The following is a 24,746-nucleotide window of genomic DNA, read 5'->3' as shown; positions in this document are numbered from 1 at the left end:
CTTTTGCCTGCTCAGGTAAATGAAACAACCAAAGCCGGTTATAGATAAAATTATGTTGATAATTTAATATGCAAAGGGTCGATAATATCGACCCTATTTGTATCTTTGGGATATTTAGTATTAAGTAAAGGTTTATTTTGATGAAACCATCAAGTAAAAAGAGATTAGGTATACTCCGTTCATTCATTGTTTCTTTATTTATTATACTTACTGCAAATTTGTATTCGCAAACAACAGTAGTTCATGGTGTTGTTCGGGATTCGGTCACAAATCAGCCTGTTGAATATGCAACAGTCCGGTTTGACGGAACAAGTATTGGTAAGTTAACCGACGATGACGGGAAGTTTACAATTAGCAACACTTCGGGAACCCAGACTCTTATTATATCTCTGATGGGATATGATACTAAGACAATACGCATTCCTGCCAGACAAACATCTAGGATAGAAGTTAAATTGAAGGCTTCAGGTGTACAATTAGGGGAAGTTGTTGTCCGCAAAACAAAAGAGAGATATTCTAAAAAAGATAATCCTGCAGTCGAACTTATAAAAAAGGTGATCGAGCATAAATACGATTATTTGGTTACCAGCCGAAGTTATTATACGAATAATGAGTATGACCGTATTCTGTTTGCATTGAATGAATATGACTCGGCAAAAGGTTTACTCAAGAAGATGAAATTCTTTTCGAAATATGCTGATAGTTCTTTGATTGACAGTAAAGCTATTCTGCCGTTTTCGGTCAGAGAAACGATGTCTGATGTTTATTACCGGAAGGAGCCTAAAGGTACCCGCCGTGTAGTTACGGCTTATCAGAATGAGGGGATTGATCAGGAAATGAATACCGAGTCGATAGATGCTATCGTGGCTGAGGTCTTTAAGGAAGTTGACATTACAGAAAATAACATCAATTTACTTTTGCATGATTTTGTTGGCCCTTTAAGTTCCACATCTTCGGTTAATTTTTATAAGTGGTATATTATAGATACAGTGACGATAGATCAGAAAAAGTATGTAAATCTTGGATTTATTCCTTTTAATACCCGGGATGTGGGTTTTATCGGTAATATTTATGTACAGCCAGATGCTCCTTATGCCATCAGGAAAGTTTCTTTCAGAGTTCCTTCCCGTATTAATGTCAATTATATAGATAATATGTTGGTTACTCAGGAGTTCGAAGAAAAATCTCCGGATTTGTGGGTTCCTGTCAAGTTCACAACAGCTATTGATCTATCGATGTATAATATGGCGAAGTTTTATGTGCAGAAAGAACGTATGTTCAGCAATTTTATGTTTGATCTGCCTGTTGATGCCGCTTTTTCGGGATCAGCTCCGGTTATTTATCTGTCGGATTATAAAAAGCATAAATCCGAATTCTGGAATGATAACCGTCCTGAAGAACTCAATAAGGATTATCATATGGATGAGATGATGAAGGAATTTCGCCAGAACAAGTTTATAGATATAACACTCAAGACTGCCGATATCTTATCTTCTCAGTATGTGTCTACCAGCCGAGAGGAAGAGAAGAACAAATTGGATCTGGGAACTCCCCTTACATTTTATAGTTATAACCATTTGGAGGGAAACCGCATCAGATTAACTGCATCAACGACCAAATTCTTACATCCTCACTTATATCTGTATGGTTATGGAGCTTATGGTACCAGAGATGGGAAATGGAAGTATTATGGAGAAGCAACCTGGGCATTCAACCGTAAAGAATACCACAAAGACGAATTTCCTCGACATAATTTATCTATAGCATATAAATATGATGTGAATCCTTTAGGTCAGCGTTTTTTGCAAGCCGAGCGAGATAATATCCTGCTTTCCTTGAATGCTAAGAAGTATAACAATATGACGTATGACCGTATGGCCGAAATCAACTATGTGCATGAGTACTATAATGGGTTTTCGTATAGTGTATTCGGTAGAACTCATAACGAAGATGCAGCCGGAAATCTTAAGTTTGAAAGACGTAACGAGAATCATATATTGGAGGAAATGGGTAATCTCAAAACTACAGAGGTTGGTTTGAATCTGAGATATGCTCATAACGAAAAATTCTTTCAGCAGAGAAGGCGGAGACGCAGTTTGCCATCCAAGGGCGTGATTGTTTCACTTTCGCATACAATCGGATTGAAAGACGTTTTTAATGGACAGTACAATTATAATAAAAGTGCATTGTCTTTAGATAAAGAGTTTTGGGTGGCTCCATATGGCCGTTTAGGTGTAACGGTGAAAGGTGAAAAGGTTTGGGGGGAAGTTCCATTTCCTTTACTCTTGTCAGCAAATGCCAATAGTTCGGTTACAATACAGAGAGGTTCGTTCTATATGTTGCGGGCAATGGAATTTTTGAATGATTCGCAATTGACATGGGATATAAATTACCGTATGGGTGGATGGTTATTTAACCGCATTCCTCTATTGAAATCGTTTAAGTGGAGAGAGGTTGCAAGTTTCAGAGGTTTTTGGGGAAAGCTCAGTAACCGAAATAATCCGGAGTATAATCGGAATCTTATGATATTCCCTGAGGACTCCCATGTTATGGGAAATAAACCTTATATGGAATATAGTGTCGGCATAGAAAATATATTTCAATTTTTCAGGATTGATTATGTAAGGCGTCTCAGTTATCTGGATAATCCCGGAATAGAAAAGTCGGGATTTAGAATCAGCTTTGATGTATCATTTTGATATAGAATCTTTGATATTCGAATAAGTATTCATTATATGAAGGCAGAGTACATACAAAGTCTAAAATATCTCTGTATGTAGGAACTTCTGAACATTATATTATAGACATATTCTGTAATTTAATACCTTTGCATTCTACATTAATAATGAAATATGAGCGATAAGCAATCTGAAATAAATAGATCCGGAGATGGTATTACAGCTAAAAGATTTGCTGATTTGATATTAGATATCGGAACATTTTTACTGGCTTCAGGGGCTCATAGTGGACGTGTGAACAGTAACATCAAGCGTATAGCTCTGACATGGGGGTTTAATGTCAATCTTCATCCTTCTTTTAAAGGTTTATTAGTAACAGTACAGAATACACGCGATGAGCATGACTCTATTACTTTGTTTAAAGAGTCTCCTGCTCATGTAGTGCATCTTGAAGTGTTAACCAGAGTAAGTCATCTTTCCTGGAAGGTTTACGAACAAGGACTTACTATTGATGAAACAGAGCAGGCTTTTTGTGAGATAAAAGAAATGCCGCATTACAATCCATGGCTTGTGTCTCTGGTAGTGGGTTTTTCCTGTGCAGGTTTGTGTTTATTCGCAATGGGTGATTGGCTGAATGCTATAGTGGTTTGGCTTGCAGCCTTTGTTGGATCTCTGATCAGATTCAAGGTTGCAGCAATGAACTTCAATTCAATGATATCTATTGGTTTGGCCGCATTTGTTACTACTATCATTACCGGATTGGGTTCGATAAATGGAATTGGTGGTCATCCCGAAGCGGCAATGGCTACCGCTGTGCTTTATCTCATACCCGGTGTGCCTTTGATAAATAGTGTAATAGACCTGATAGAAGGATATTTGACTTCAGCTGTAAACCGTTGTCTGTTTGCCGGTTTTATATTGCTTTGTATTGCTGCGGGCATGATGTTGAGTATTACATTATTAGGTATCGATAATTTTAACTTATAACGACCATGGACGCTGCTGATATTATATTGAATATTATACGGGACTTTTGTATTGCTTTTGTTGTAGGATTCTGCTGGGGTATCCTATTCGGAACGCCTAAGCGTATTCTTGTTATAGCCGGTTTATTAGGTGGGCTCGGACATTGTATCCGGTTCATTTTGCTACAACTCGATTTCGGATTAATTTCGGCAACACTAGCCGGTTCGGTATTTATAGGTCTGTTTGGAATTTTTATGGCACATAGGGTGGATAATCCTCCGGTAGTTTTCACGATGCCTGCATGTATAACAATGATTCCCGGTATGTATGCCTATAAAACGATGCTAGCCGGAATGAAGATTACCGATTCGGCTACTCTTGATGCCGATCCTACTTTACTATCTACAATGGCGCATAACCTGATGCTTACAATGTCTTTGCTGTTTACTCTGGCAATTGGAATTTGTATTGCTGCGTTATTTTTCAGGGCGACCAGTGTTAAGGAGATCGAGTTTGCTAAGAAGCTGGAGCGCATGACTCATTTCTAATAAGATCTAAAAAAAACGGGTTTAGTAATAAACCCGTTTTTTTATTTAGTCAAAAGCTTTGTGTTCTTAGTTCATATAATCCCACATTGGCAGTTGGATTGGTTTTTGTTTCAGGCTTTCGATAGCTTTGCTGTCAAGATATTTTCGGTGTATAACAATTCTGAACATATATTCGGAAAACCAGTTATCTGTAAAAGTAAGATATCCTTTATTGCCGGCGGTTGTACCCCAGCTATTTTCAAATTCCCATTTTACCGGAGTATCGTTATTATCAGTATCGCATCCGATAAGAGTCATAGCATGGCTTGATCCACTCTGACGAGTCAAAATACGTGCTTTTTTGTTCATGTCCAATTTAACACCCAACAATGATTCGTAATCATACATCTTCGGATCCATGATGCCTGTTGTTCTATTGTGCTGTTTACCTACATCACAAGAAGCATACATGGCTTCATTATTTTTGATAGAAGATAGAGCCGCTTTTTTGATGTCGTCATTCGGCAAATTAAGGTATATCCAATTAATCCCTTCTATTGTATTTTTATAATTCTGTATTTCATATACTTTGTAATAATCACGTGTAGGATCGTTCATGATCATAACAAAGTTTTCGGGAGTATAATCGGCTGGTACAATTTCTTTGTAGAATTGCAGCGGAGTGTACTCTTTTTCTACTATTTTTCCCGATTTGTCTTTAAATCGCCAAGTAAACTGTGTCGGAGGTTCACCCAAACATAGTGATAACATACGATATACATCTTTCAAGACAGTCTGTTTTTCAAGACGAAGATCTTTCTCCTTTTTGCCACTTTCGGCAGCTTGCCTGATATGATACCCTCCCGTGCGGAGTTTTTCGTTGATAAGGGATATCATTTGGCTTGTATTATTAGAATGAGCCGTTTCGGGCATAACTATATCAGGTACTACGCCATATTTTTCGGCGGCATTGTAAAATAGATTCCATACACCACCGTCACCAACCGGAGATTTAAAATATTCGACTACTTCACGGTCATCCATCGGTTTGCTTGTAGTGGAGATGATATTCTCCAGAAATAAGTTCGACTTTTCGAAAATGTCCCAGAAATACAGGTAGTTATGAGAAAAGTCAAACTGGTCGGTATTGTATTTAGTCATAATCGACGGACGTAAAACATTCATAGATGTAAACATCCAGCAGCGTCCTGAGCTCTGTTGATTGGTTATGCCTTTTACATCAACCCTGTATTTGAACAAGTGGTCTATTTTTGTTTCCAGATCGTGATTAAGAGCATTGCTCTTAATATCCTTATTCGTTGTAAGGATGTTTTGTATTGCAGTCGTTGCTGCATCTTTCTTAAAGCTGCCCCGTATATCCTGTAACTCTTTGTCTGTTATTGTCTGGGCAATAACAGAAGAGGTTGCAAGCAGCAGTCCGCATGTAAATAAACCAAACTTCATAATTCTATTCTATTTTGAGGTCTGAGACCCATTTGTAAAATTCTTATAAAAGTCAATAATAAGGTCTGCGACCTTTATAATCCCGTAATTCCCATTTTTTTCATAAGGAAACAGGCATTCATGTTTTGCGCTACACCCTCTCTGATCTTATATGAGAAAGTGAGGTTATCATTCGTTATGTCAGCCTCGAAGCGGTAATCTTTTACATTGTCAGGATATTCACTTTCGAGATTCCCTAAAACAAGGTCGTGTGTTGCTATGATGCCGTTCCCGTTCAGAGCGATAAGTTGTTTCATTAATGCCAGAGAACCTTTTTGTTTATCTTCCGAATTGGTTCCTTTCAGTATTTCATCTAGAATAATAAATAGTTCTTCGCCTGATTGCAATCTGTCAATAATCATTTTCAACCGTTTTAATTCAGCAAAGAAATAGGATTCATTATCAGCAAGGGAGTCGGCGGTTCGTAGGTTGGTAACTAAACGTCCTGGATAGAAAGTCAATTGTTCGGCGCAAACCGGAGCTCCTGCACATGCCAATGTGTGATTAATACCGATAGTACGCAAATATGTACTTTTTCCTGCCATATTGGCTCCCGTAATGACAAGAAAGAACGGACTTTTGGATATATTCACATCGTTTCTGACACAAACATCACGGTGAATCATCGGATGCCCCAAAGCCTGTCCTTCAAATATAAATTGATCGGCAGGGGTAGGGTAGGTGTAGTCGGGATGATTAAAAGCAAAAGTGGAGAATGACACCAAAGCATCAAATTCGGCTAAAGCTCCGAACCACTTGCCTATATTGTTTTTATTTGCTTCTGTCCAATCTTCTACTTTGATAGAGTATCTTACAGCCCAGACCAGATAAGGATTGAATATCAAGGCTACCGGAAATGTCTTGGAGACCGTAAGATTGTTATAAAACGATTGTAATCGTTTTATAGATTTGGATGCTGATGTAATACCCGATAGTTCGGCTTGTAGCGATTTGAGGCGGGGAGAGTTGAACGTTTCTTGCTCTATAATTGTCATCAGGTCGGAGTAAGTCCCCAGAACTTTCGATTTGCTGTCGAATGTATCCATAATCAAGCTGACCTTTCCGAGTGGAATGCCTGTGATGATAAGGGTTGCAATATAGACGATAGAGTAATATCCGCCCGGCATGATGTCTGTATATATCAATATTGCAGATATGATATGGATAAGCGGAACTATATACAACATACTTTTCCAGAACAAACTGTTTGCAAGCAGCGGAACTTTAGAGAATGATTGAGAAAAGTCTCGGGTATTCAGTTTATCCATCTCGGTCATTTGCCCTATTGCCCTGAAATGGGCTAATAGTTCGGGATTGGAAGAGAGTTCTCTTATAGCATCCTGTTGGAGTAATATATTCTCTTTTTGTTCAAAAGGGTGTATGAGTGTATCTGCCAGTTTGTCTTTTCCGAAAGATGTTACGGTGCGATTGAGTGATTGAAAGAACGATCGTTTGCCGAAAATATCCAGATCGAGACTGAAGCTATGTTCAGCGTCTATTTTATCAGCACCGTTGTCAAATGCAGAGAAATCGTAATCAATGGCTTTTAATTCATCTTTTGCATTTTTTATTTGCTCATCGCTGTAATGCTTTTTTTTGTATAGAGAATTATGATATTGCATCAATACCAGAAAAGCGATAATGCCGATAGATGCATTTACTAAAACTACGGAGGTTTGTCCCCAATAGTAATAGATAGCTATACAGGATGCTATAAATATAATGAGACGTACTGATCCGATTCTGAAAATTATCTTTTTCAACTCATTGGATCTCTCTTGATATTTATTAATAATGTTAGTGTAATGTATTTTCAGATCGTCGATATTCATATTTTAAATTGTAACTTTCTCTTATTTATGTTACCCTTTTTCTGTTTATTGCTTATCAGATGTTTATCTGGTAAAAGGTTACAAAGGTCACATACTTTATGTTCGTTTTTGAAGTGATACTTTTACCTCTCTGTCCCCTAAAAGGGATTTAGCTGACGCTCGAAAAAGCCCCTTCAGGCGGGTTGGGTCATTTTTCAAAAAGGTAACAAAGGTTACTCTGGATTTGTCCATTTTTCGTTGTTACTTTATTATACATTATTTTAAATTTCTTATAAACTAGAGGGACTACACCCCTTTCTCTTATAGATAAAATTCATAATTACTAAAAGTCTGTGACCTTAAAATAATTCATGCAGGATATCCAGAGATTTTAGAGTCTGGAAATCATGTAAATGTATACGGTAATACTCGAGCATGCGATTGATGATATTCAGGCGGTCTTGGCGGGAGAATACAAAGTGATGCATGTTCTCGAATGATATCCGAGATAACAAAGATAATGCTTTGCTGTCAATTTTATTTATATAATGATGATGAAGTGGCTGATTTGATACAAAAATGCCATTAAGCATATCAAAATAGTCGTTTTCGTGATAATCCTCTAGATTTGGGTAAAATCCCATGAATCGAGTTAATTTCAACATAAATACCAAATGGAAATTAGCAAGTCCATACTCTGTTTCTTCCAGCACCTGTATAGATTGACTCAGGTAATTGTATATTATTTGAAACTCGTCTGTATCTTTCAGTATCCGGCTGAGGAATTCCGATAGGAAAAATACAATCGATGTTTTTACCATATTGCCTTGTATAGAGTGGAGTGGATATAACAGATGGGCCTCTCTTATACGTTGTATATCCCGTTTGACCTGGTGTTCGGCCTCCATATCTAATATAGACAGCGGTGCGAACATCGATTTTTGCACCTTTCCTGTTTTACTTTTCGATTTTGGAATCATATAAGTAACTCTGCCAAACTCGCTTGTATACAGCGATGCCAGAAGATACTTATCATTATAGTTGATTGTATTTAATACTATGGCTTGGGTTTTATACAGCATTTATTTGATTGATCAGCAAAATAAATTCAATTTCTTGTATACAAAATTACTGAATTTGAAGCATAAAAAATCCCGGACAATTAATTTATCCGGGATTTTTATACATTATCGGTTTTTATATCTTATTTACCTTGTTGTGCGTCTTTTAGCATTTTTTCGTTAGGAAGGATATATACCTCAACTCTACGGTTTTGAGAACGTCCGGTAGCCGAACTGTTGTCTGCAACAGGTTGTGTTGATCCCATTCCGGTAGAAGTCATACGACCTCCGGTTACACCCTTCTGCAGAAGGAAATTGTATACCGATTGAGCACGTTTTTCAGACAATGGGTTATTAACGGCATCAGAACCTGTATTGTCTGTATGTCCGATTATTTGGATATCTGTGTCCGGATTGTTCTTCAATGAAGTAGCAAACTGAGTTAAAGCACTCTGTGAAGCGGTACTCAATGAGCTGGAGTTGGTCGCAAAAAGAATGCCTGATTCGAATGTAACTTTGATAGCTTGTCCGTCATTGATACTTTCTACCTGAGCTCCGTTTATCTGTTCAAGTTCTGCTTTTTGTTTGTCCATTTTATTTCCGACTACAGCACCTGCTGTACCTCCTAATACGGCTCCGATACCTGCGCCCCAGGCTGCACCTTTGCCGCCTCCGGCTATCGCACCGATACCTGCGCCAAGTGCAGCACCTGCACCAGCACCTATTCCTCCTCCTTTAACAGTATTGCTTGCGCCGCAGCTAGATAATAATAAAGCTGCACTGAGAGCTAATGCTCCAAATGATGTCTTTTTCATATAATTGTTGTAAAATAATAGTGTCCTATTCAGTTTTTTCAAAAACGTATCTGAAAATTTAATATTACTACAAATCTTCGATACAATATCAGTATGTAACTTTCAGTACAATATACTTAAATAACATAACGGCTGTGCGCGTTATTCAAAAATATTCAGAGACTCGCAGTATGCCAGCTCTCCTTGTACAATAAAGGTTATTTCTTCAGAAGTGAAACTAGCCAGTTTGTCTTTTTTGGTATTCTTTAAAACAAACTGAATCAATTCTTCTTCATCAATGTCTATGACATCTTCATCAGAAGTGTTTTCGTCGAGCAAGCCTTTGTCTTCATAGAATTCGTAAACTATGTCTATCACATAATTTATTTCATCGTTTGAAAATTTTCCCTTTAAATCCTGCGGTAAATGATTTTGAATATACTTTACAGCTTCGTCTTCATCATAACCTATTGGATCGAGTTCCGTACTCATAATTTTCTTTTTTAGGTATTATAACTATTATATTAACAACTATAGGCTTTGTATGTTCAGTTGAATAAGGAGATGCCAAATAATGGGTAATCTGTAAGTGACTGACAGAATACAGGATACCCTTTAAATAGATCGGGAACTTTATTTCGCCGACTTTTTAGTCGACTTTCCTTTTTTCTCTGAACTGGCTTTGGTTGTTTTCTTTTCTGTTTTTGAAGTCTTCTTCGATTTAGAAGATGTACTTTCTGTATTTTTTATAATTTCTTTGCACTGTTCTTCAGTCAAAGTTGCTGCATCGGTTCCTTTAGGTATCTTGTAATTCCCTTTCTGATAGGTAATATAGGGGCCGTATCTGCCGTTTAATACCTGAATTTCTTCGTCACCTTCTCCAAATATGCTGATTGTTTTTTCACTATCCTTTTTCCGTTTTTCTTCGATCAGCTGTACAGCTTCCTCTTCGGTCACGGCATACGGATCGAGTCCGCGCGGAAGTGATATGAATTTGCCGTCATGACGGATATATGGTCCAAATCGTCCGACTGCCACTTGCATATCTTTACCTTCGTATTCGCCGACCGAACGTGGAAGGTCGAATAGTTTCAAAGCTTCTTCGAGTGTGATAGTCGTCAATGATTGGTTCTTCTGTAAAGAGGCAAAAGTTGGTTTCTCCTCATCGTCCTGCGTGCCTATCTGTACCATGGGGCCGAACCGTCCGATTTTAACGGATACCTGTTTGCCCGTTTTAGGATCGGATCCGAGTATCCGTTCTCCGATCTTATGGTCGGTATGGCTGTTCATCACTTCATCCACAACCGGATGAAAACTTTTATAGAACGTATCAATCAGGTGAGTCCATTCTTCTTGTCCTTCGGCGATGTTATCAAATTGTTTTTCGACTTTAGCTGTGAAGTTATAGTCGAGGATAGATGGGAATGACTGTGTAAGAAAATCATTCACTACTATACCTATGTCAGTAGGCTTTAATTTATTTTTATCAGCTCCTGTGATTTCTGTTTTTATAGAATCGGTGATCTTACTTTTTTTCAGTTGGAGTACATTGTACTTTCTTTCAACACCTTCTATATTACTTTTCTCTACATATTCTCTGTTTTGAATAGTAGATATAGTCGGAGCGTATGTTGATGGACGTCCGATACCCAGTTCTTCCAATTTTCGAACCAGTGAAGCTTCAGTGTATCGTGGCGGACGCTGAGTAAAACGCTCTGTGGCGGTTGTTTCCTGTAAATCCAGTTTTTCATTCAGATGCAGAGGCGGAAGCAGTGATGCTTCATCGGTGTCGGCGGGTTCATCGTCGGTATCTTCGAGATATACACGAAGAAATCCGTCAAATTTCAGCACTTCTCCTGTCGATACAAATTTCAGGTCATTATCCTTCGGTAGGTCTATGGTGACAGTCGTGCGCTCCAGTTCAGCATCAGACATCTGTGATGCAATTGTGCGCTTCCATATCAGGTCATATAACTTTTGCTCTTGAGAAGATCCTGATACTTTAGACTCATTCATGTATGTTGGTCTGATGGCCTCGTGAGCTTCCTGTGCACCTTTAGCTTTAGTAGAAAATTGTCGGGTTTTGGAATATTCTTTACCGTATACCGTTTCGATTTCTGCTCGAGATGTATTGATTGCCAATGACGAGAGGTTTACCGAGTCGGTACGCATGTATGTGATTTTTCCTGACTCATATAATTTCTGAGCGACGGACATGGTCTGAGATACTGAAAATCCAAGCTTACGGGCGGCTTCTTGCTGCAACGTAGAAGTTGTAAAAGGTGCTGCCGGAGACTTTTTGACCGGCTTGGTTTGTATATCATTTATCGCAAAGGCACTCTCGTTTTTCAGTTGTTCGAGAAGAGCCATTGCTTCTTCTTTCGTTTTCAGCCGTTTATTTAATTCGGCTTTCAGCTCGTATTTTGTTCCGTTTTCTTCTTTGATAAAAACAGCCTGAATTCTGTATGCCGCTTCGGTGTTGAAATTTTGTATTTCACGTTCGCGTTCTACTATTAAACGTACAGCTACAGATTGAACCCTTCCGGCGGAAAGAGCTGGTTTTACTTTTTTCCATAAGACTGGAGATACTTCAAATCCCACAATCCGGTCTAAAACACGACGTGCTTGTTGCGCATCCACCAGATTTTTGTCTATCTCCCGGGGATTTTCTATTGCATGTAGTATTGCATTTTTTGTAATTTCGTGAAATGCAATTCGTTTCGAATTCTTATCTTTCAGATCGAGAGCTTCGTATAAGTGCCATGATATGGCTTCTCCTTCACGGTCTTCATCGGAAGCCAGCCATACGACATCAGCATCTTTTGCAGCAGATTTCAGTTCCGAAACTAATTTTTTCTTATCGGCCGGAATTTCATATAATGGTTTATAGTTATGGGCCAGGTCTACACCAAGATCTTTTTTCTTGAGGTCGCGTATATGTCCGTAACTGGACATAACCTTGTAGTCCTTCCCCAAGAATTTTTCGATTGTCTTAGCTTTAGCCGGAGACTCTACTATAACTAAATTTTTCTGCATACTGTTGTCGTTTTTCAATTAAAATAAACGGTAAATGTACTCAAATTGTTTACCGGTTGTGTTGTTTTTAATTTTTATGAGTAATTAAAGAGCATATTGTTTCTGTTAAATTATAACATGCCGTTGTGGCTATGATTGTTAAAAAAGCTCTTCTTCTATTTTATAATTATTTCGTTCTGTTGAATTTCTGGATATTAACTCCCCTATAAACCCCGCAAGAAAAAGCTGCGTGCCGAGTATCATTGCTGTCAGAGAAATAAAGAAGTACGGAGAATCTGTTACCAGACGATAAGGCATGCCATGTGTCATAGCATATATCTTAGATACCCCGACTCCAATAACGGATATTAATCCAAGAAAAAACATCATACTACCCAACAATCCGAAAAAGTGCATCGGCTTTCGACCAAATGCCGATAAAAACCAGAGTGTCAGCAAATCCAGATAGCCATTAAAAAAACGACTGATACCGAATTTACTGCTCCCATATTTACGAGCCTGATGGTGTACTGCTTTTTCGCCGATCTTATTGAATCCTGCTATTTTTGCTAAGTAGGGTATATAACGGTGCATATCGTTATATACTTCGATGTTTTTGATTACATCTTTGCGGTATGCTTTTAATCCACAGTTAAAATCATGGAGTTTGATTCCTGATACCTTTCGGGCGGTAGCATTGAATAGCTTTGTGGGTAAGGTTTTGCTTAAAGGGTCGTATCGCTTTTGTTTCCATCCCGATACAAGATCGTATTTCTCATTGATGATCATATTATACAGTTCGGGTATTTCGTCGGGACTGTCTTGCAGATCGGCGTCCATAGTTATAATCACATTACCCTGAGCAACTTCAAAAGCACAATGCAAAGCCGGAGACTTGCCATAGTTCCGTCTGAATTTGATGCCTTTTATCGAAGGGGATTCATCCCGAAGTTTACAGATTGTCTGCCATGAATGGTCGGTACTGCCATCGTCTACGAAGATAACTTCGTATGAATAGTTGTGTGCATCCATTACTTTACTGATCCATGCTGATAGCTCGGGTAAAGATTCTTCTTCGTTATATAATGGTATGACAACTGAAATGTCCATATTTATTAATCGTTTTGTGTTGGGTTTGGACTTTTTATTGAAACAAAATAACCTAAGATCAAAGATAGGCAAAATCCTATTATTACATTTCCGATAACGTTAGATGCTGTATAGTATAATGCTCCGTATGATGATAGAAATGATTTTGTCTGATCGTAAGCTGCGCTGTTGATATTAACCATTTTCATTTTGTCCATTAAATCGAATACCAGCCTGTTTTGTTCGGCTACAATTTCAGGATTGATTATCAATAAATGAAGACTCATTATAACAGCCTCAGGAATTGAAGCAAAAATGAATAGCAGCAAAGAGAATAAGATACATTGTCCGTATAATATTTTACCGCCTAACGCTACATCGCGATACCTGCACAGCAGGACATAAAATACAACAGGAGTACCAATACTCAATAGTTGGAATATATACTTGAAAATGTCGTGATAACTACCTCCAATAGCAAAAAGGTACTTAAATACCCAAAATAACCCCAAAGGTAAGGCATAGTTCATTGCCACCGAGAGGATATTATTATTTTTGTCGCTCATAACTTTTATACCTATCATTCGAATGATAGTGCGAAAGTAGCAAAAATTCTAAAGAAACAGAAAACTAATCCTATCATTAGGCTTTTTTCGGGCAAATTGGTATGTATACTTCTGTTAATAGTTTGTCTTTTTCCGTATTATCGGGATTGTTAAGATATTTCTCGAAAATTATACCCTTGCGGAATAAGTAACGGCTCTGAGGAAGCCATATAAACCAGATGCTTTTGTATAAGTCCGGTAGATTGGTGTAATCGCCATGATGGGTGAATACCGCATATATGCCGTCTTCGGTACTTGTACACGAAATATGCTTATTGGAAAGAACCGGATATTCGATACTCAGGCTGGGGCGAAATTCAGGATTCAGCTCTTTATCTAAGCATCCGAAATCAAAACATGCTCCTATTGACTCCGATCCTTCGTATAACAGTTTGCTGAATATGCTGAAAGAATAAAGTTTTCGCCATATGTCAGGATAAGTCATAGAACTTTCTATTGTATTCAGATAGATCAGGTGTTTCGGATATATTTTACATATTCGTGGGAATAATTGGTCGGCTCGCTGTATTGTCCATTTGTTAGGTGTTTGTTTATAGATACTGGGAGGAATTTCAAATCGCTTTTTGAATGCTTTAGATAGAGACTGGGTACTTTGATATCCGGTTGCTTCGGCTAATATTTCGAGTGATTCTGATGATGTTTGGAGCTGATGTGCAACATACTCGAGCCGTAACCGTTGAATGTATTGAGAGATATTTTCTCCTATGACAGCCTTAAATATGCGGTGAAAATGATACGGTGATATATTGGTGATACCTGCTAATGTTTCGAGTGTGATGGTTTCGTTCAGATGATTGTTGATATAATCGAGAGCTTTATTTACCGATTTATAATATTCAGCCTGCGTATCTTCTTTCTGTGCCCACCGTTTTAGTGTCGGATAAAGAATTTGCATGTTTTTGATGTATTCCTCTTTTAGCCCGCCTTGTGATTCTACATATTTGCTGCAAAGTTTGATCATCTCGTTCATCGTGACGTCTGATGTGAACTGCCCGTCTTGATAACAATAAAGACAATAATCCTCGATAGCTGCACCCTTACTGTCAGTCCCGAACATTTCGGGCTTATATAAAGGCATTCCGCAACTTTGGCAAACATGATTCCCCATAAATGTTGTTTTATATGCTTGTAACTAAAGTTTCTGATTTTAGAAACAATGTCTCAAAGAAGTCAAGAGCACCTCTTTGAGACATTGTATACTATTGAGGCAGGCAGTTATTGCTGCCAGCGTTGCAATTTCGGAAAATACTGTTTCATTTGAGCAATGGCTTCTTCTTTAGTAAATTTCTGTTCCGAATCTTTATTAAATTCATCAAGATACTGAACACATTGGTTTATCATTTCATCCATTGTTACATCGGATGTGAATTCTCCATCTTTATAACAGTAACTGCAATAAGTCGTATTTTGTGTTCCATCCTGATTCTTGCTGAAATGCTCCTCCGTTAAAGGCATTCCGCAACTTTGGCAAAAATTTTGTTCCATAATCTTAGTTGTTTTTAATGATATGTACAAATATATGACCTTTCGCGATAAGGGAGGTTGTCCTATTTTGCTAAAATCAGGATTTAACGGTTGCTTACAATGATCTGCCTTTGAAAACAGAAGATTCTTCCGGTAGATATAATTTACCTGAGAATGTAATCCTTTGGCTGTTGAAATTCGGAGTAACGGTGGCTGTGCAGCTATTGGTTCCATAGGGCATGTTAAAAAAGACCTGAGCTGAAAGTCCGGTTCCCATTATAGACATGCTGAATGTTATATTACCTTTTTTATCAGTATCTTTCTTTACATTCGAGACATTTCCTTCGACTGTAATACCACCTATTCCGTTCGGGCCGGCATAAGGTCCGTTAAATGCTAATTGGATAGTACCTCGTCCATTCTTTACCGAGATAAAGTTGGTATTGGTATCCACGTATACAAAGCTGCCGTTTTTAAAGGTTACCCGGTCTGCTTGTAAAACAAAAGATAAACTGTCGATAGCTTGTACTGCATTTTCATAAGCCAAACGGGCTTCGGCTTCTTGTATAGCCGCTTTTTCAGGATTTTGCTGTGTTTTACATCCTGCAAGAATTAATGTTGCAGTAAGTAACAAAAATGTTATTCGTTTCATAGCTTTATTGTTTTCTGAGTTAAACAAACTATAGAGTAAAAAGGTTTTTAAGGTCTCAGGCCTATTTGGAGACTTTGCAAGTATAACAACAACAGTCTGTTATTCTCAAAAGTACATTGTTAAATATCTTTTGTTACTTATAATCGAAAAAGAGCAACGCTGTATGGTTGCTCTCCTCGAATTATTTACATTTATTTTAGATAACAGAAAGCGTTTTATATCATACTTTTTAAGTGACAACTATCTGTTGCAGCTATGTCTGCAAGGCGAATGAGAAGGTTTGAGGCCTTACTTCACTTCTTTTTCTTCTTTTACATGAAGATCAATCGGGTGTTTTACTTTTTCTTTCAGTAATGCCACTTCGAGAACTTCACTTATGTCTGAAACATAATGGAATTTTAGTCCTTTCAGATATAGTTCTTTTATTTCTTCTATATCCTTTTTATTATCCTTGCAAAGTATAATCTCTTTGATGCCTGCGCGTTTTGCCGCAAGTATTTTTTCACGAATTCCTCCAACGGGGAGTACCTTACCCCGAAGGGTTATTTCGCCGGTCATAGCCAGATTTGCTTTTACCTTGCGCTGGGTAAATGCCGAAGCCAGCGAAGTGACCATTGTAATACCTGCCGATGGTCCGTCTTTAGGGATGGCACCTTCGGGAACATGCACGTGTACATTCCAGTTGTCTATAACATCACTGTCTATACCAAGCTGCTGGTTGTGTGAACGGATGTATTCCATTGCCAGCATAGCCGACTCTTTCATTACATCGCCCAGATTTCCTGTTAATGTCAGCTTACCAGCCTTGCCTTTGCTCAGGGATGTTTCGATAAATAATATTTCTCCTCCTACCGAAGTCCATGCAAGTCCGGTTACAACTCCTGCATATTCATTTCCTTGATACTCATCTTTAGAGAATCGCTCAGCTCCCAGATAATCGGTAAGATCAGCTATTTCGAGAGTTTTGTTGAATTCGGTTTTAGTTGCCACTTTCAGTGCTACTTTCCGCATGATCTGAGCCAGTGTCTTATCCAAAGCTCTTACACCCGATTCTCGAGTATAGCTCTCGATAATTTTTTCTATTGTCTTTTTCGGAATGTCTATAGCGTCCTTATCCAATCCATGATTTTCTAATTGTTTAGGTATCAGGTGGCGTCGTGCTATTTCTATTTTTTCTTCAATGATGTATCCACTTATATCTATCAACTCCATACGGTCGAGTAGAGGCTGCGATATATTTGATATATTATTGGCTGTTGCAATAAATAAGACTTTTGACAGGTCATAATCTATATTCAGATAATTGTCATGAAATGTCGAATTTTGTTCCGGATCCAGCACTTCCAGCAAGGCCGAAGCAGGATCACCACGGAAATCGTTTCCGATCTTATCTATTTCATCCAAAACAAATACGGGGTTCGATGATCCGGCTTTTTGTATATTTTGGATGATACGTCCGGGCATTGCTCCAATATATGTCCGGCGGTGTCCTCGTATTTCCGATTCGTCATGTAATCCTCCGAACGATACACGTACGTACTTACGGTTTAATGCTTCCGCTATGGATTTTCCCAGAGAAGTTTTTCCTACTCCCGGAGGGCCGTACAAACAAATGATCGGTGACTTAAGGTCTCCTTTCAGCTTCAACACTGCCAGATGTTCTACGATACGTTCTTTTACTTTTTCCAATCCAAAATGATCGTGGTCAAGTACTTTTTGAGCATGTTTCAGATTGAAATTATCTTTCGTATATTCATTCCACGGCAAATCCAAAATGGTTTGGAGGTATGTAACCTGTGTAGAATAGTCAGGCGATTGAGGATGCAGCCGCTCCAGTTTTTTTATTTCTTTATCAACGGCTTCAGCAACTTTTGCGTCCCATTTCTTTTTGCTGATTTTTTCTTTCAGCTCATCAACATCCGCTTGCTGAGGGTTGCCTCCAAGCTCGTCTTGTATGGTACGTATCTGTTGTTGTAAGAAATATTCTTTTTGCTGTTGATTAAGTTCTTCGCGGGTCTTCATCTGGATATTCATTTTCATTTCCAGCATTTGAGTTTCGCGGTTGAGGATCATCAACAGGCGGTAAGCTCGGTTTTTATCGTCGTCGATAGCCAGCAATTCTTGCTTTTCGTTACCCTGTACAGGTAAATTTGTACAGCAGTAATTTACCAGAAGAGGTGATTTTGCGCTTTCGTTTAGTTTGTTGATCAACTCTTTGGGCGGATCTCCATACATTCTCAGCATATGAATGGTTAAATCTCGGATCGAATCCAGAAGAACCTCATATTCTTTGTCATCTTCGGTTGCAGCCGTATGTTCTTTTACTGTATATCGTGCCTTAAGGTATGGTTCGGTTTGTGTAATCTGATCCAATCTGAACCTTTTCTTTCCTTGCAGAATAACAGTTACGTTGGGGTCGTTCGGTATTTCTATTACCCGGATGATTTCTCCTAAAACTCCTATATCGTACAGATCGTTTTGTTCGGGATCTTCGGTATTGGCATCTTTTTGGCATACCAATCCTATAATACCTTTTTTGCCCTGAAGAGTTTTCAGAGCTTTAAGCGATTTGGTTCGTGCTACAGTTATCGGCAGGTTCGTACCCGGAAATATAATTGTATTGCGTAATGCAAGAATCGGAATTTCTTCCTTTAGATATTTTTCGTCAATATCAAAATCAAGATCACCCAATTCGTCTGTCACAATTGAGATTATCGGTTCCGAACTTCCATCGTTAAACAAGTCTCTTTCTTTTCTGTCAAACATTTTATTCTGTTATATTTTTTAGGCGTCAAAACCTTATGATCATTTTGTGAAAGTTGAAAAAATAGCTATATCTATTCTCCAACCGACAAAAGTACAATATTATATTAGTACTTTAGCCTTTTGTTTTATTACAAATACTATGCCATATGCAGAGACATGGCATTAGTGCTATTTTTGGAAAACAAATATATGTCAAATTCTTATTTTAAGTTTAAACATTTTACAGTCTATCAGGATAAATGTGCCATGAAAGTAGGGACGGATGGCGTATTGCTGGGTGCTTGGGCTAGCATTTCCGGTGTAAATTCTATTTTGGATATTGGTACAGGAACAGGGCTTATCTCTCTGATGCTGTCACAGCGCAGCAATCACTCATTGCCTATTGATGCGATAGATATTGATAAGGATGCGGTTGTACAGGCGCAGGAGAACGTGTCTCAAGCCGGCTTTTTGAATATATCGTGTAATTCGGTTTCATTGGCGGAGTACGAGCAGAATACTTCAAAGAAATACGATTTAATCATTTCTAACCCTCCGTATTTTATAAGCTCTCTTCTATCGCCCGATAAACAACGAACAATGGCTCGCCATACCGAATCGTTGCCTGTTGATGACTTATTTCGTTTGTCTGCATCTCTGTTGGATACCGGTGGAAGGCTTGCTTTGATTTTTCCATATCAGGATAAAGACTTACTGCTTAGGCTGGCTCAGAAGTCTGGATTGTTTACAGTTCGTATAACTAATGTAAGGCCTACTATGGCTTCGCGGTATAAACGTGTTTTAATGGAATTTTCGAATATTGAATCTATGGTTGTTGAAAATGAGTTGACTATAGAGCTGGAACGGCATGTTTATACACCCGGATTCAAAGAAATGCTGAAAGACTTTTACCTGAAATTTTAGTATTTTATTTATATTTGTATAGAATCGTGTAAAATATATTCACTCAAATGAAACATTTTAAATTTTTATTATTGGCTTTTTGTACACTTTCATTGACTGTACAAGGGCAGCAAAAAAAATCTCCGGCTAAAATTAATGCATCAAAAATTATCAGGATGAGTAATAGCGTGATTGACCTGAGTAACGATGCCGTGCAGACTATCAGCAGTTACCGGAGTGTTGTATCTACAGCTGAAGATAATGTGACAAGATTAAAGTCAAATCCAAACCAGCCGGCTTTTTTTGTTAATTATAAGTTGTATGTACCGGATCAAAGAAAGAATGCGGAATACGAGCAGTCGTCTAAATTGGCTCCGGCTTTTGATGAAAAGGCAGGGCTGGTGTCTGCAATGAACAGTGCTAATGCTGATATGGCCCGTATGGTGAAGGCTACAGAGGTTTTGAGTAACTATTTTTCGAATAAAGAATATCAATCGGATACGGATTTTTCAAGATATCCGGCATTGAGAGACAGTGTTCTTTCTGTTATCGGAAGAGCCTATGATTCGTGGAGAACAGCCTCTCAGTTAGCTGCGGTAGCCGGAGACAAGGCGGAGTTGTTATTGTTGAAAGACAGCCGGATTGCTGAGTTTGTAATTCCGATGAAAACCGACCTGATCGCTCTTAAGGCTGTCTTAGTGAAGATAGGTGACCAGCAGTCGGATTTGACATTATTGAGTGCCGATCTGGAGTCTCTTAAAGCGTCTGTTGATAAAAATAAAGATATATCAGGAAAAGATATTAAAAAATTGTCAGATCTGTATTATAAAGAAGTATATGAAACTTTCTATCGTAAATGTTCTCAGTCTGTCGAAACTTCCGCAAAGCTAGTCGAAATATTGAAGGGTGGGGAAAAGGATGAGACCCGTTTATCAAGCTTCTTTAATAATGCCCGTTCTGCATATAGCGATGCTGTTGATCAATATAATACTTTTGTGAGTCAATAACGATTTCCTTTCTTTAAGTATATATAGGTACGATTATCGAATTAGATAATCGTGCTTTTTTTTGTTATTGCCATGATGGAGTGCTATTTTGTGATAAAAAGTGTTTTTTTTACGGTTAATTTATTATTTTTATACAGTGAAAGAAGCCTTAGATTTTAAGAGTATTAATTATGAATAAAATAATTGTTGGGTTAGGAGAGATTTTGTGGGATATATTTCCCGAAAGGAAAGTGTTGGGCGGTGCTCCTGCTAATTTTGCATATCATGTTTCTCAATTTGGGTTTGATGGCTATGCTGTGAGTGCTATCGGGGATGATGAATTAGGACAGGATATTCTGACGAGCCTTGAAGATAAAGGTTTAAAGTACTTGCTTGAAAAAACGGGCTTTCCAACCGGAACCGTGGATGTAAAAGTCAACAAAAGAGGGATTCCCGAATATAATATCCATAAGAATGTAGCTTGGGATAATATCCCTTTCTCGGAAAAGACGGGCGAACTTGCCCGGATAACCGAAGCTGTAAGTTTTGGGTCGTTGGCACAGCGAAGTCTGGTTTCACGTAAATCTATCAAACAGTTTTTGGGGGCAATGCCGCAAGGAAGCCTTAAGATATTCGATATAAACCTGCGTCAGAATTTTTATACTAAGGAGGTAATACACGAATCTTTAGAATGGGCTAATATGCTCAAAATAAATGATGAAGAAGTAGTTGTTTTGGCTGATCTTTATGGATGGAAAGGGCATAACGAACAAGATATCTGTAAGGAGATACTGGTTCAGTATAAGTTAGATATCGTTATTTTGACTAAAGGTGTAGAAGGTAGTTTTGTCTTTACCCGTAAGGAAACCTCATTTCAGCATACTCCAAAAGTACATGCTGCCGATACTGTCGGGGCAGGCGATTCGTTTACGGCAGCCTTTGTATCATCTTATCTTAACGGAGATCGTATTGTGGATGCACATCAACTGGCTGTAGAGGTTTCGGCTTATGTATGTACCCAGCATGGTGCAATGCCTCTTTTGCCGGATGCTTATCGAGAGCTTTTTAATAAATAATAAAAAGGTTTAGAGCCTAATTTAGATTAAAGGTAAGTGGCATATATTCAGAGGTATATGGCTTAATTGTGTGTTGCCGATACCTTTCGGAATTCCATTTGTTTTATAAGATGTTAAAATATCAGGGAAATCTGTCATTATTATCTATTAAATAGCTAATTTAGTAGGACGTAATGGAAAGATACTGTTTTTTTACAAACAGCAACGTTGGTTTATTGCGACTTGCTGTTTTTTGTGTTTTTGCAATATCTTGTTTTAGCTGGAACTGTTGCGTTTAGATATTCGTTTTATGTAGAAAAAGTATTTAATGATATATTCAGGAGGGATTGCTTATTTTTATTATGCTCAATGCATAAATAAACGGAGAGCTCTTGTATAATCAGTGAGTAAAAAGAAGACTATATATGAAAAAGATTGCATTAATAACAGGGGCGACATCAGGAATCGGAAAAGCTGCTGCTGAACGTTTGGCAAAAGAAGGTTACAATCTGATTATAACAGGTCGCAGACAACGGGAATTGGATGAACTTCAAACATCATTACAGACCCAATATGGAGTGGATATATGGGCATTGTGTTTTGATGTCAGAAGGTATGAGGATGTGGTAGATAATCTGGGTAGTTTGCCCGAACGCTGGAAGGATGTAGATGTGCTTATAAACAATGCAGGGCTGGCTGTTGGTCTGAATCCTATCCATACCGGAGTGGTTGATGATTGGGAGAGAATGATAGATACAAACATAAAAGGGCTTCTGTATGTTACCAGAACTATAGTACCCCGAATGGTTGAACGTCGTTCGGGACACATTGTCAATCTGGGGTCTATTGCCGGAAAAGAGGCTTATCTGAACGGTAATGTTTATTGTGCCACAAAACATGCTGTAGATGCTTTGTCGAAAGGAATGCGCCTTGATCTGCTTCCTTATGGCATAAAGGTGACTCAGATATGTCCAGGCGCTGTTGAAACCGAGTTTTCGGTCGTTCGTTTTAAAGGGGATAAGAATAGGGCCGATCAGGTTTATTCGGGCTTTGCTCCTTTAGCAGCAGAAGATATTGCTGATGCTATTGCTTTTGCGGTAACTGCTCCCGATCATGTGAATATTCAGGACATGCTCATTATGCCTAAAGCGCAGGCTAGTGGAACAATCTTTCATAAGGAATAAATTTTCTTTATTCATATGAAATTAAATGACCAAAAGTATTAATGACATATCTTAAAGTGATAATCTGTTGTTGTTCTGTTTGTGGAGTCAATAAACAGGTCTGATTCCTTGGGGTAAAATTAGTTTTGCTTATGTTGAAGTTATTTGATGCTCAGCAGATAAAGGCTATAGATGCTTGTACGGTTGAGAAACAAGATATTCAATCTGTAGATTTAATGGAAAGAGCCAGTTTGGCTCTTTTCGAGTCTTTATGTCATTTGTTGGACGAAGACAGCCATATTGTCATATTTGCGGGGGCAGGAAATAATGGTGGAGATGCATTGGCTTTGGCTCGTATGCTGTTGACTAAGCATTTTTCTGTGGATGTTTATCTTGTCAATCCCAATGGTATTTTATCGGCAGATTGTGCTGCTAATAAAGCGAGACTCGAGCGTTTACTCTATGTAAATGAGATACGGAGTGATAAGGATATTCCTCAAATAGGAAAAGGCTCTGTTGTGATAGATGGCATTTTCGGATCGGGATTGAATCGTCCTTTGTCGGATATCTATTTGCAGATAGTTTCTGTTATTAATAATTCGAGTAGTATACTGTATTCGATAGATATACCATCAGGTTTGTTTGTTGAAGATAATTCGATGAATAATCCCGATGGAATCGTGAAAGCAGACCGGGTTTTTAGTTTTCAGTTTCCAAAGCTATCGCTTTTGTTACCTGAAAATGCTGATTATTGTTCCCATTTGACCGTTCTTGATATTGGGCTTTGCAGCGAGTGTATAGATGAACAGTTCTCTGATTATTTCTATATAGAACGCCGGGATATTGAGCCTATGCTAAAAAAACGGAATACCTTTGCTCATAAAGGAGTATTTGGGCATGCATTGATTTTTGCCGGATCGTTTGGTAAAATAGGGGCAGCTGTTCTTTCTGCGAGAGCTTGTCTGAGAGCTGGTGTCGGTTTGTTGACCATGCGTATTCCTTCTTGCGGTGTTGAAATATTACAGACTGCTGTTCCTGAGGCTATGGTTTCTGCCGAAGAAGAAAAGGAGTGGTTGAGTGGAGTAGGGGGGATTTCGGATAAAATGACAATTGGCATTGGTCCCGGGATTGGTCTTTGTCAGGTTACCGGAGATTTGCTGAAGACATTATTAACTGTATCATCTAAGCCTATGGTGATAGATGCTGACGCTTTGAATCTGATAGCGAAAGATGAGTCTCTTAAGTTGCTGATTCCGAAAGAAAGTATTCTTACGCCTCATCCTGTAGAATTAGACCGGTTGATTGGATGTCGCTGTTTATCGGGTTATGAGCGTTTACAAAAAGCAAGAGAGTTTGCCGAGACATATTCTGTTTATGTCGTGCTTAAAGGTGCCTATACAGCTACCATTACACCTGAGAAAAAAGTGTTTTTTAATTCGACCGGAAATCCGGGAATGGCAACGGCGGGGAGCGGTGATGTGCTGACCGGAATAATAACCTCTTTGCTTGCACAGAAATATTCGCCTCTCGAATCTGCTGTTTTGGGGGTTTATCTACATGGTTCGGCTGGTGATTTTGCTGCAAAATCAAAATCTGTTTACAGTCTTTTAGCTTCCGATATAATAGGCTATTTGGGAAAAGCGTATCAAAGCATAGAAAAAAGATAAAAAAAGTCGAAAATTATAGTGTTGATAGCTAATTTATTAAC

The 24,746-nt window shown here is 38.4% G+C and carries 20 protein-coding genes; 8 read left to right on the top strand and 12 right to left on the bottom strand.

Annotated elements, in window-relative coordinates:
* Positions 1-140: 140 nt before the first annotated feature.
* The 3 genes from AABJ51_RS06515 to AABJ51_RS06505 all read left to right on the top strand — a co-directional run bounded on the left by AABJ51_RS06515 (position 141) and on the right by AABJ51_RS06505 (position 4,192).
* Entirely contained in the window at positions 141-2,699 is a 2,559-nt protein-coding gene (locus tag AABJ51_RS06515) for a DUF5686 and carboxypeptidase-like regulatory domain-containing protein (RefSeq protein WP_338374866.1), read from the top strand.
* 153 nt (positions 2,700-2,852) lie between these two features.
* A complete protein-coding gene (locus tag AABJ51_RS06510; RefSeq protein ID WP_026627616.1) occupies positions 2,853-3,665 on the top strand; it encodes a threonine/serine exporter family protein in 813 nt (270 codons plus the stop codon).
* A 5-nt stretch (positions 3,666-3,670) separates the two neighbouring features.
* On the top strand, positions 3,671-4,192 hold the full coding sequence (locus tag AABJ51_RS06505; protein ID WP_338374865.1) for a threonine/serine exporter family protein: 522 nt from the start codon (positions 3,671-3,673) through the stop codon (positions 4,190-4,192).
* A gap of 66 nt (positions 4,193-4,258) precedes the next feature.
* Here AABJ51_RS06505 and AABJ51_RS06500 read toward each other — a convergent pair whose 3' ends face one another.
* The 12 genes from AABJ51_RS06500 to lon form a co-directional block, all read right to left on the bottom strand.
* Entirely contained in the window at positions 4,259-5,635 is a 1,377-nt protein-coding gene (locus AABJ51_RS06500; RefSeq protein ID WP_338374864.1) for a C1 family peptidase, read from the bottom strand.
* A 74-nt stretch (positions 5,636-5,709) separates the two neighbouring features.
* On the bottom strand, positions 5,710-7,506 hold the full coding sequence (locus AABJ51_RS06495) for a MutS family DNA mismatch repair protein (protein WP_338374863.1): 1,797 nt from the start codon (positions 7,504-7,506) through the stop codon (positions 5,710-5,712).
* A gap of 338 nt (positions 7,507-7,844) precedes the next feature.
* Entirely contained in the window at positions 7,845-8,567 is a 723-nt protein-coding gene (gene recO, locus AABJ51_RS06490; RefSeq protein ID WP_026627612.1) for a DNA repair protein RecO, read from the bottom strand.
* Between the two features lie 122 nt (positions 8,568-8,689).
* A complete protein-coding gene (locus tag AABJ51_RS06485; RefSeq protein ID WP_026627611.1) occupies positions 8,690-9,361 on the bottom strand; it encodes a YiaD family glycine zipper/OmpA-like lipoprotein in 672 nt (223 codons plus the stop codon).
* Between the two features lie 141 nt (positions 9,362-9,502).
* On the bottom strand, positions 9,503-9,832 hold the full coding sequence (locus AABJ51_RS06480) for a hypothetical protein (protein WP_338374862.1): 330 nt from the start codon (positions 9,830-9,832) through the stop codon (positions 9,503-9,505).
* A 141-nt stretch (positions 9,833-9,973) separates the two neighbouring features.
* Positions 9,974-12,376, bottom strand: a complete 2,403-nt coding sequence (gene topA / locus AABJ51_RS06475) for a type I DNA topoisomerase (protein WP_338374861.1) — start codon at positions 12,374-12,376, stop codon at positions 9,974-9,976.
* A 138-nt stretch (positions 12,377-12,514) separates the two neighbouring features.
* Positions 12,515-13,465, bottom strand: a complete 951-nt coding sequence (locus AABJ51_RS06470; RefSeq protein ID WP_338374860.1) for a glycosyltransferase family 2 protein — start codon at positions 13,463-13,465, stop codon at positions 12,515-12,517.
* A 5-nt stretch (positions 13,466-13,470) separates the two neighbouring features.
* Positions 13,471-14,010: a DUF4199 domain-containing protein gene (locus AABJ51_RS06465; protein WP_157279482.1), complete on the bottom strand. Its 540-nt coding sequence runs from the start codon at positions 14,008-14,010 to the stop codon at positions 13,471-13,473.
* A gap of 76 nt (positions 14,011-14,086) precedes the next feature.
* On the bottom strand, positions 14,087-15,178 hold the full coding sequence (locus tag AABJ51_RS06460; RefSeq protein ID WP_338374859.1) for a zinc ribbon domain-containing protein: 1,092 nt from the start codon (positions 15,176-15,178) through the stop codon (positions 14,087-14,089).
* A gap of 107 nt (positions 15,179-15,285) precedes the next feature.
* On the bottom strand, positions 15,286-15,768 hold the full coding sequence (locus tag AABJ51_RS06455) for a zinc ribbon domain-containing protein (protein WP_338374858.1): 483 nt from the start codon (positions 15,766-15,768) through the stop codon (positions 15,286-15,288).
* Positions 15,650-16,186 (bottom strand): DUF4251 domain-containing protein, encoded by a 537-nt coding sequence (locus AABJ51_RS06450; protein ID WP_338374857.1) that lies wholly within the window; start codon positions 16,184-16,186, stop codon positions 15,650-15,652. Before AABJ51_RS06450 ends, AABJ51_RS06455 begins: the two co-directional genes overlap by 119 nt.
* Before the next feature lie 288 nt (positions 16,187-16,474).
* Positions 16,475-18,952 carry an endopeptidase La gene (gene lon, locus AABJ51_RS06445; RefSeq protein WP_288210556.1) on the bottom strand — a complete coding sequence of 826 codons (2,478 nt, stop codon included), beginning with the start codon at positions 18,950-18,952 and terminating at the stop codon, positions 16,475-16,477.
* A gap of 189 nt (positions 18,953-19,141) precedes the next feature.
* Here lon and AABJ51_RS06440 point away from each other — a divergent pair, with 189 nt between their 5' ends.
* The 5 genes from AABJ51_RS06440 to AABJ51_RS06420 all read left to right on the top strand — a co-directional run bounded on the left by AABJ51_RS06440 (position 19,142) and on the right by AABJ51_RS06420 (position 24,705).
* Positions 19,142-19,855 (top strand): tRNA1(Val) (adenine(37)-N6)-methyltransferase, encoded by a 714-nt coding sequence (locus AABJ51_RS06440; RefSeq protein WP_338374856.1) that lies wholly within the window; start codon positions 19,142-19,144, stop codon positions 19,853-19,855.
* 47 nt (positions 19,856-19,902) lie between these two features.
* Positions 19,903-20,841: a hypothetical protein gene (locus tag AABJ51_RS06435; RefSeq protein ID WP_321577257.1), complete on the top strand. Its 939-nt coding sequence runs from the start codon at positions 19,903-19,905 to the stop codon at positions 20,839-20,841.
* Positions 20,842-21,011: 170 nt separating this feature from the next.
* Positions 21,012-21,896: a carbohydrate kinase family protein gene (locus AABJ51_RS06430; protein ID WP_338374855.1), complete on the top strand. Its 885-nt coding sequence runs from the start codon at positions 21,012-21,014 to the stop codon at positions 21,894-21,896.
* A gap of 404 nt (positions 21,897-22,300) precedes the next feature.
* Positions 22,301-23,059, top strand: coding sequence for an SDR family NAD(P)-dependent oxidoreductase (locus AABJ51_RS06425; RefSeq protein WP_338374854.1), 759 nt, complete (start codon positions 22,301-22,303; stop codon positions 23,057-23,059).
* Between the two features lie 131 nt (positions 23,060-23,190).
* Positions 23,191-24,705, top strand: a complete 1,515-nt coding sequence (locus AABJ51_RS06420) for an NAD(P)H-hydrate dehydratase (RefSeq protein ID WP_338374853.1) — start codon at positions 23,191-23,193, stop codon at positions 24,703-24,705.
* The last annotated feature ends 41 nt before the right edge of the window (positions 24,706-24,746 follow it).

It is taken from the genome of Indolivaga capnocytophagoides (genome assembly GCF_036511535.1).
In the GTDB taxonomy this organism is placed as follows: Bacteria; Bacteroidota; Bacteroidia; order Bacteroidales; family Dysgonomonadaceae; genus Dysgonomonas_A; species Dysgonomonas_A capnocytophagoides.
Note: the sequence above shows the minus strand (reverse complement) of the source record. Positions and strands in the feature narration are given on the sequence as shown.

Coding starts and splice junctions, on each gene's coding strand:
- recO (WP_026627612.1), bottom strand. CDS start 8,567: ATGCTGTATAAAACCCAAGCCATAGTATTAAATACAATCAACTATAAT.
- AABJ51_RS06450 (WP_338374857.1), bottom strand. CDS start 16,186: ATGAAACGAATAACATTTTTGTTACTTACTGCAACATTAATTCTTGCA.
- AABJ51_RS06495 (WP_338374863.1), bottom strand. CDS start 7,506: ATGAATATCGACGATCTGAAAATACATTACACTAACATTATTAATAAA.
- AABJ51_RS06515 (WP_338374866.1), top strand. CDS start 141: ATGAAACCATCAAGTAAAAAGAGATTAGGTATACTCCGTTCATTCATT.
- AABJ51_RS06470 (WP_338374860.1), bottom strand. CDS start 13,465: ATGGACATTTCAGTTGTCATACCATTATATAACGAAGAAGAATCTTTA.
- AABJ51_RS06480 (WP_338374862.1), bottom strand. CDS start 9,832: ATGAGTACGGAACTCGATCCAATAGGTTATGATGAAGACGAAGCTGTA.
- AABJ51_RS06435 (WP_321577257.1), top strand. CDS start 19,903: ATGAAACATTTTAAATTTTTATTATTGGCTTTTTGTACACTTTCATTG.
- AABJ51_RS06455 (WP_338374858.1), bottom strand. CDS start 15,768: ATGGAACCAATAGCTGCACAGCCACCGTTACTCCGAATTTCAACAGCC.
- AABJ51_RS06425 (WP_338374854.1), top strand. CDS start 22,301: ATGAAAAAGATTGCATTAATAACAGGGGCGACATCAGGAATCGGAAAA.
- AABJ51_RS06440 (WP_338374856.1), top strand. CDS start 19,142: ATGTCAAATTCTTATTTTAAGTTTAAACATTTTACAGTCTATCAGGAT.
- AABJ51_RS06485 (WP_026627611.1), bottom strand. CDS start 9,361: ATGAAAAAGACATCATTTGGAGCATTAGCTCTCAGTGCAGCTTTATTA.
- AABJ51_RS06460 (WP_338374859.1), bottom strand. CDS start 15,178: ATGGGGAATCATGTTTGCCAAAGTTGCGGAATGCCTTTATATAAGCCC.
- AABJ51_RS06430 (WP_338374855.1), top strand. CDS start 21,012: ATGAATAAAATAATTGTTGGGTTAGGAGAGATTTTGTGGGATATATTT.
- AABJ51_RS06465 (WP_157279482.1), bottom strand. CDS start 14,010: ATGAGCGACAAAAATAATAATATCCTCTCGGTGGCAATGAACTATGCC.
- lon (WP_288210556.1), bottom strand. CDS start 18,952: ATGTTTGACAGAAAAGAAAGAGACTTGTTTAACGATGGAAGTTCGGAA.
- topA (WP_338374861.1), bottom strand. CDS start 12,376: ATGCAGAAAAATTTAGTTATAGTAGAGTCTCCGGCTAAAGCTAAGACA.
- AABJ51_RS06505 (WP_338374865.1), top strand. CDS start 3,671: ATGGACGCTGCTGATATTATATTGAATATTATACGGGACTTTTGTATT.
- AABJ51_RS06500 (WP_338374864.1), bottom strand. CDS start 5,635: ATGAAGTTTGGTTTATTTACATGCGGACTGCTGCTTGCAACCTCTTCT.
- AABJ51_RS06420 (WP_338374853.1), top strand. CDS start 23,191: ATGTTGAAGTTATTTGATGCTCAGCAGATAAAGGCTATAGATGCTTGT.
- AABJ51_RS06510 (WP_026627616.1), top strand. CDS start 2,853: ATGAGCGATAAGCAATCTGAAATAAATAGATCCGGAGATGGTATTACA.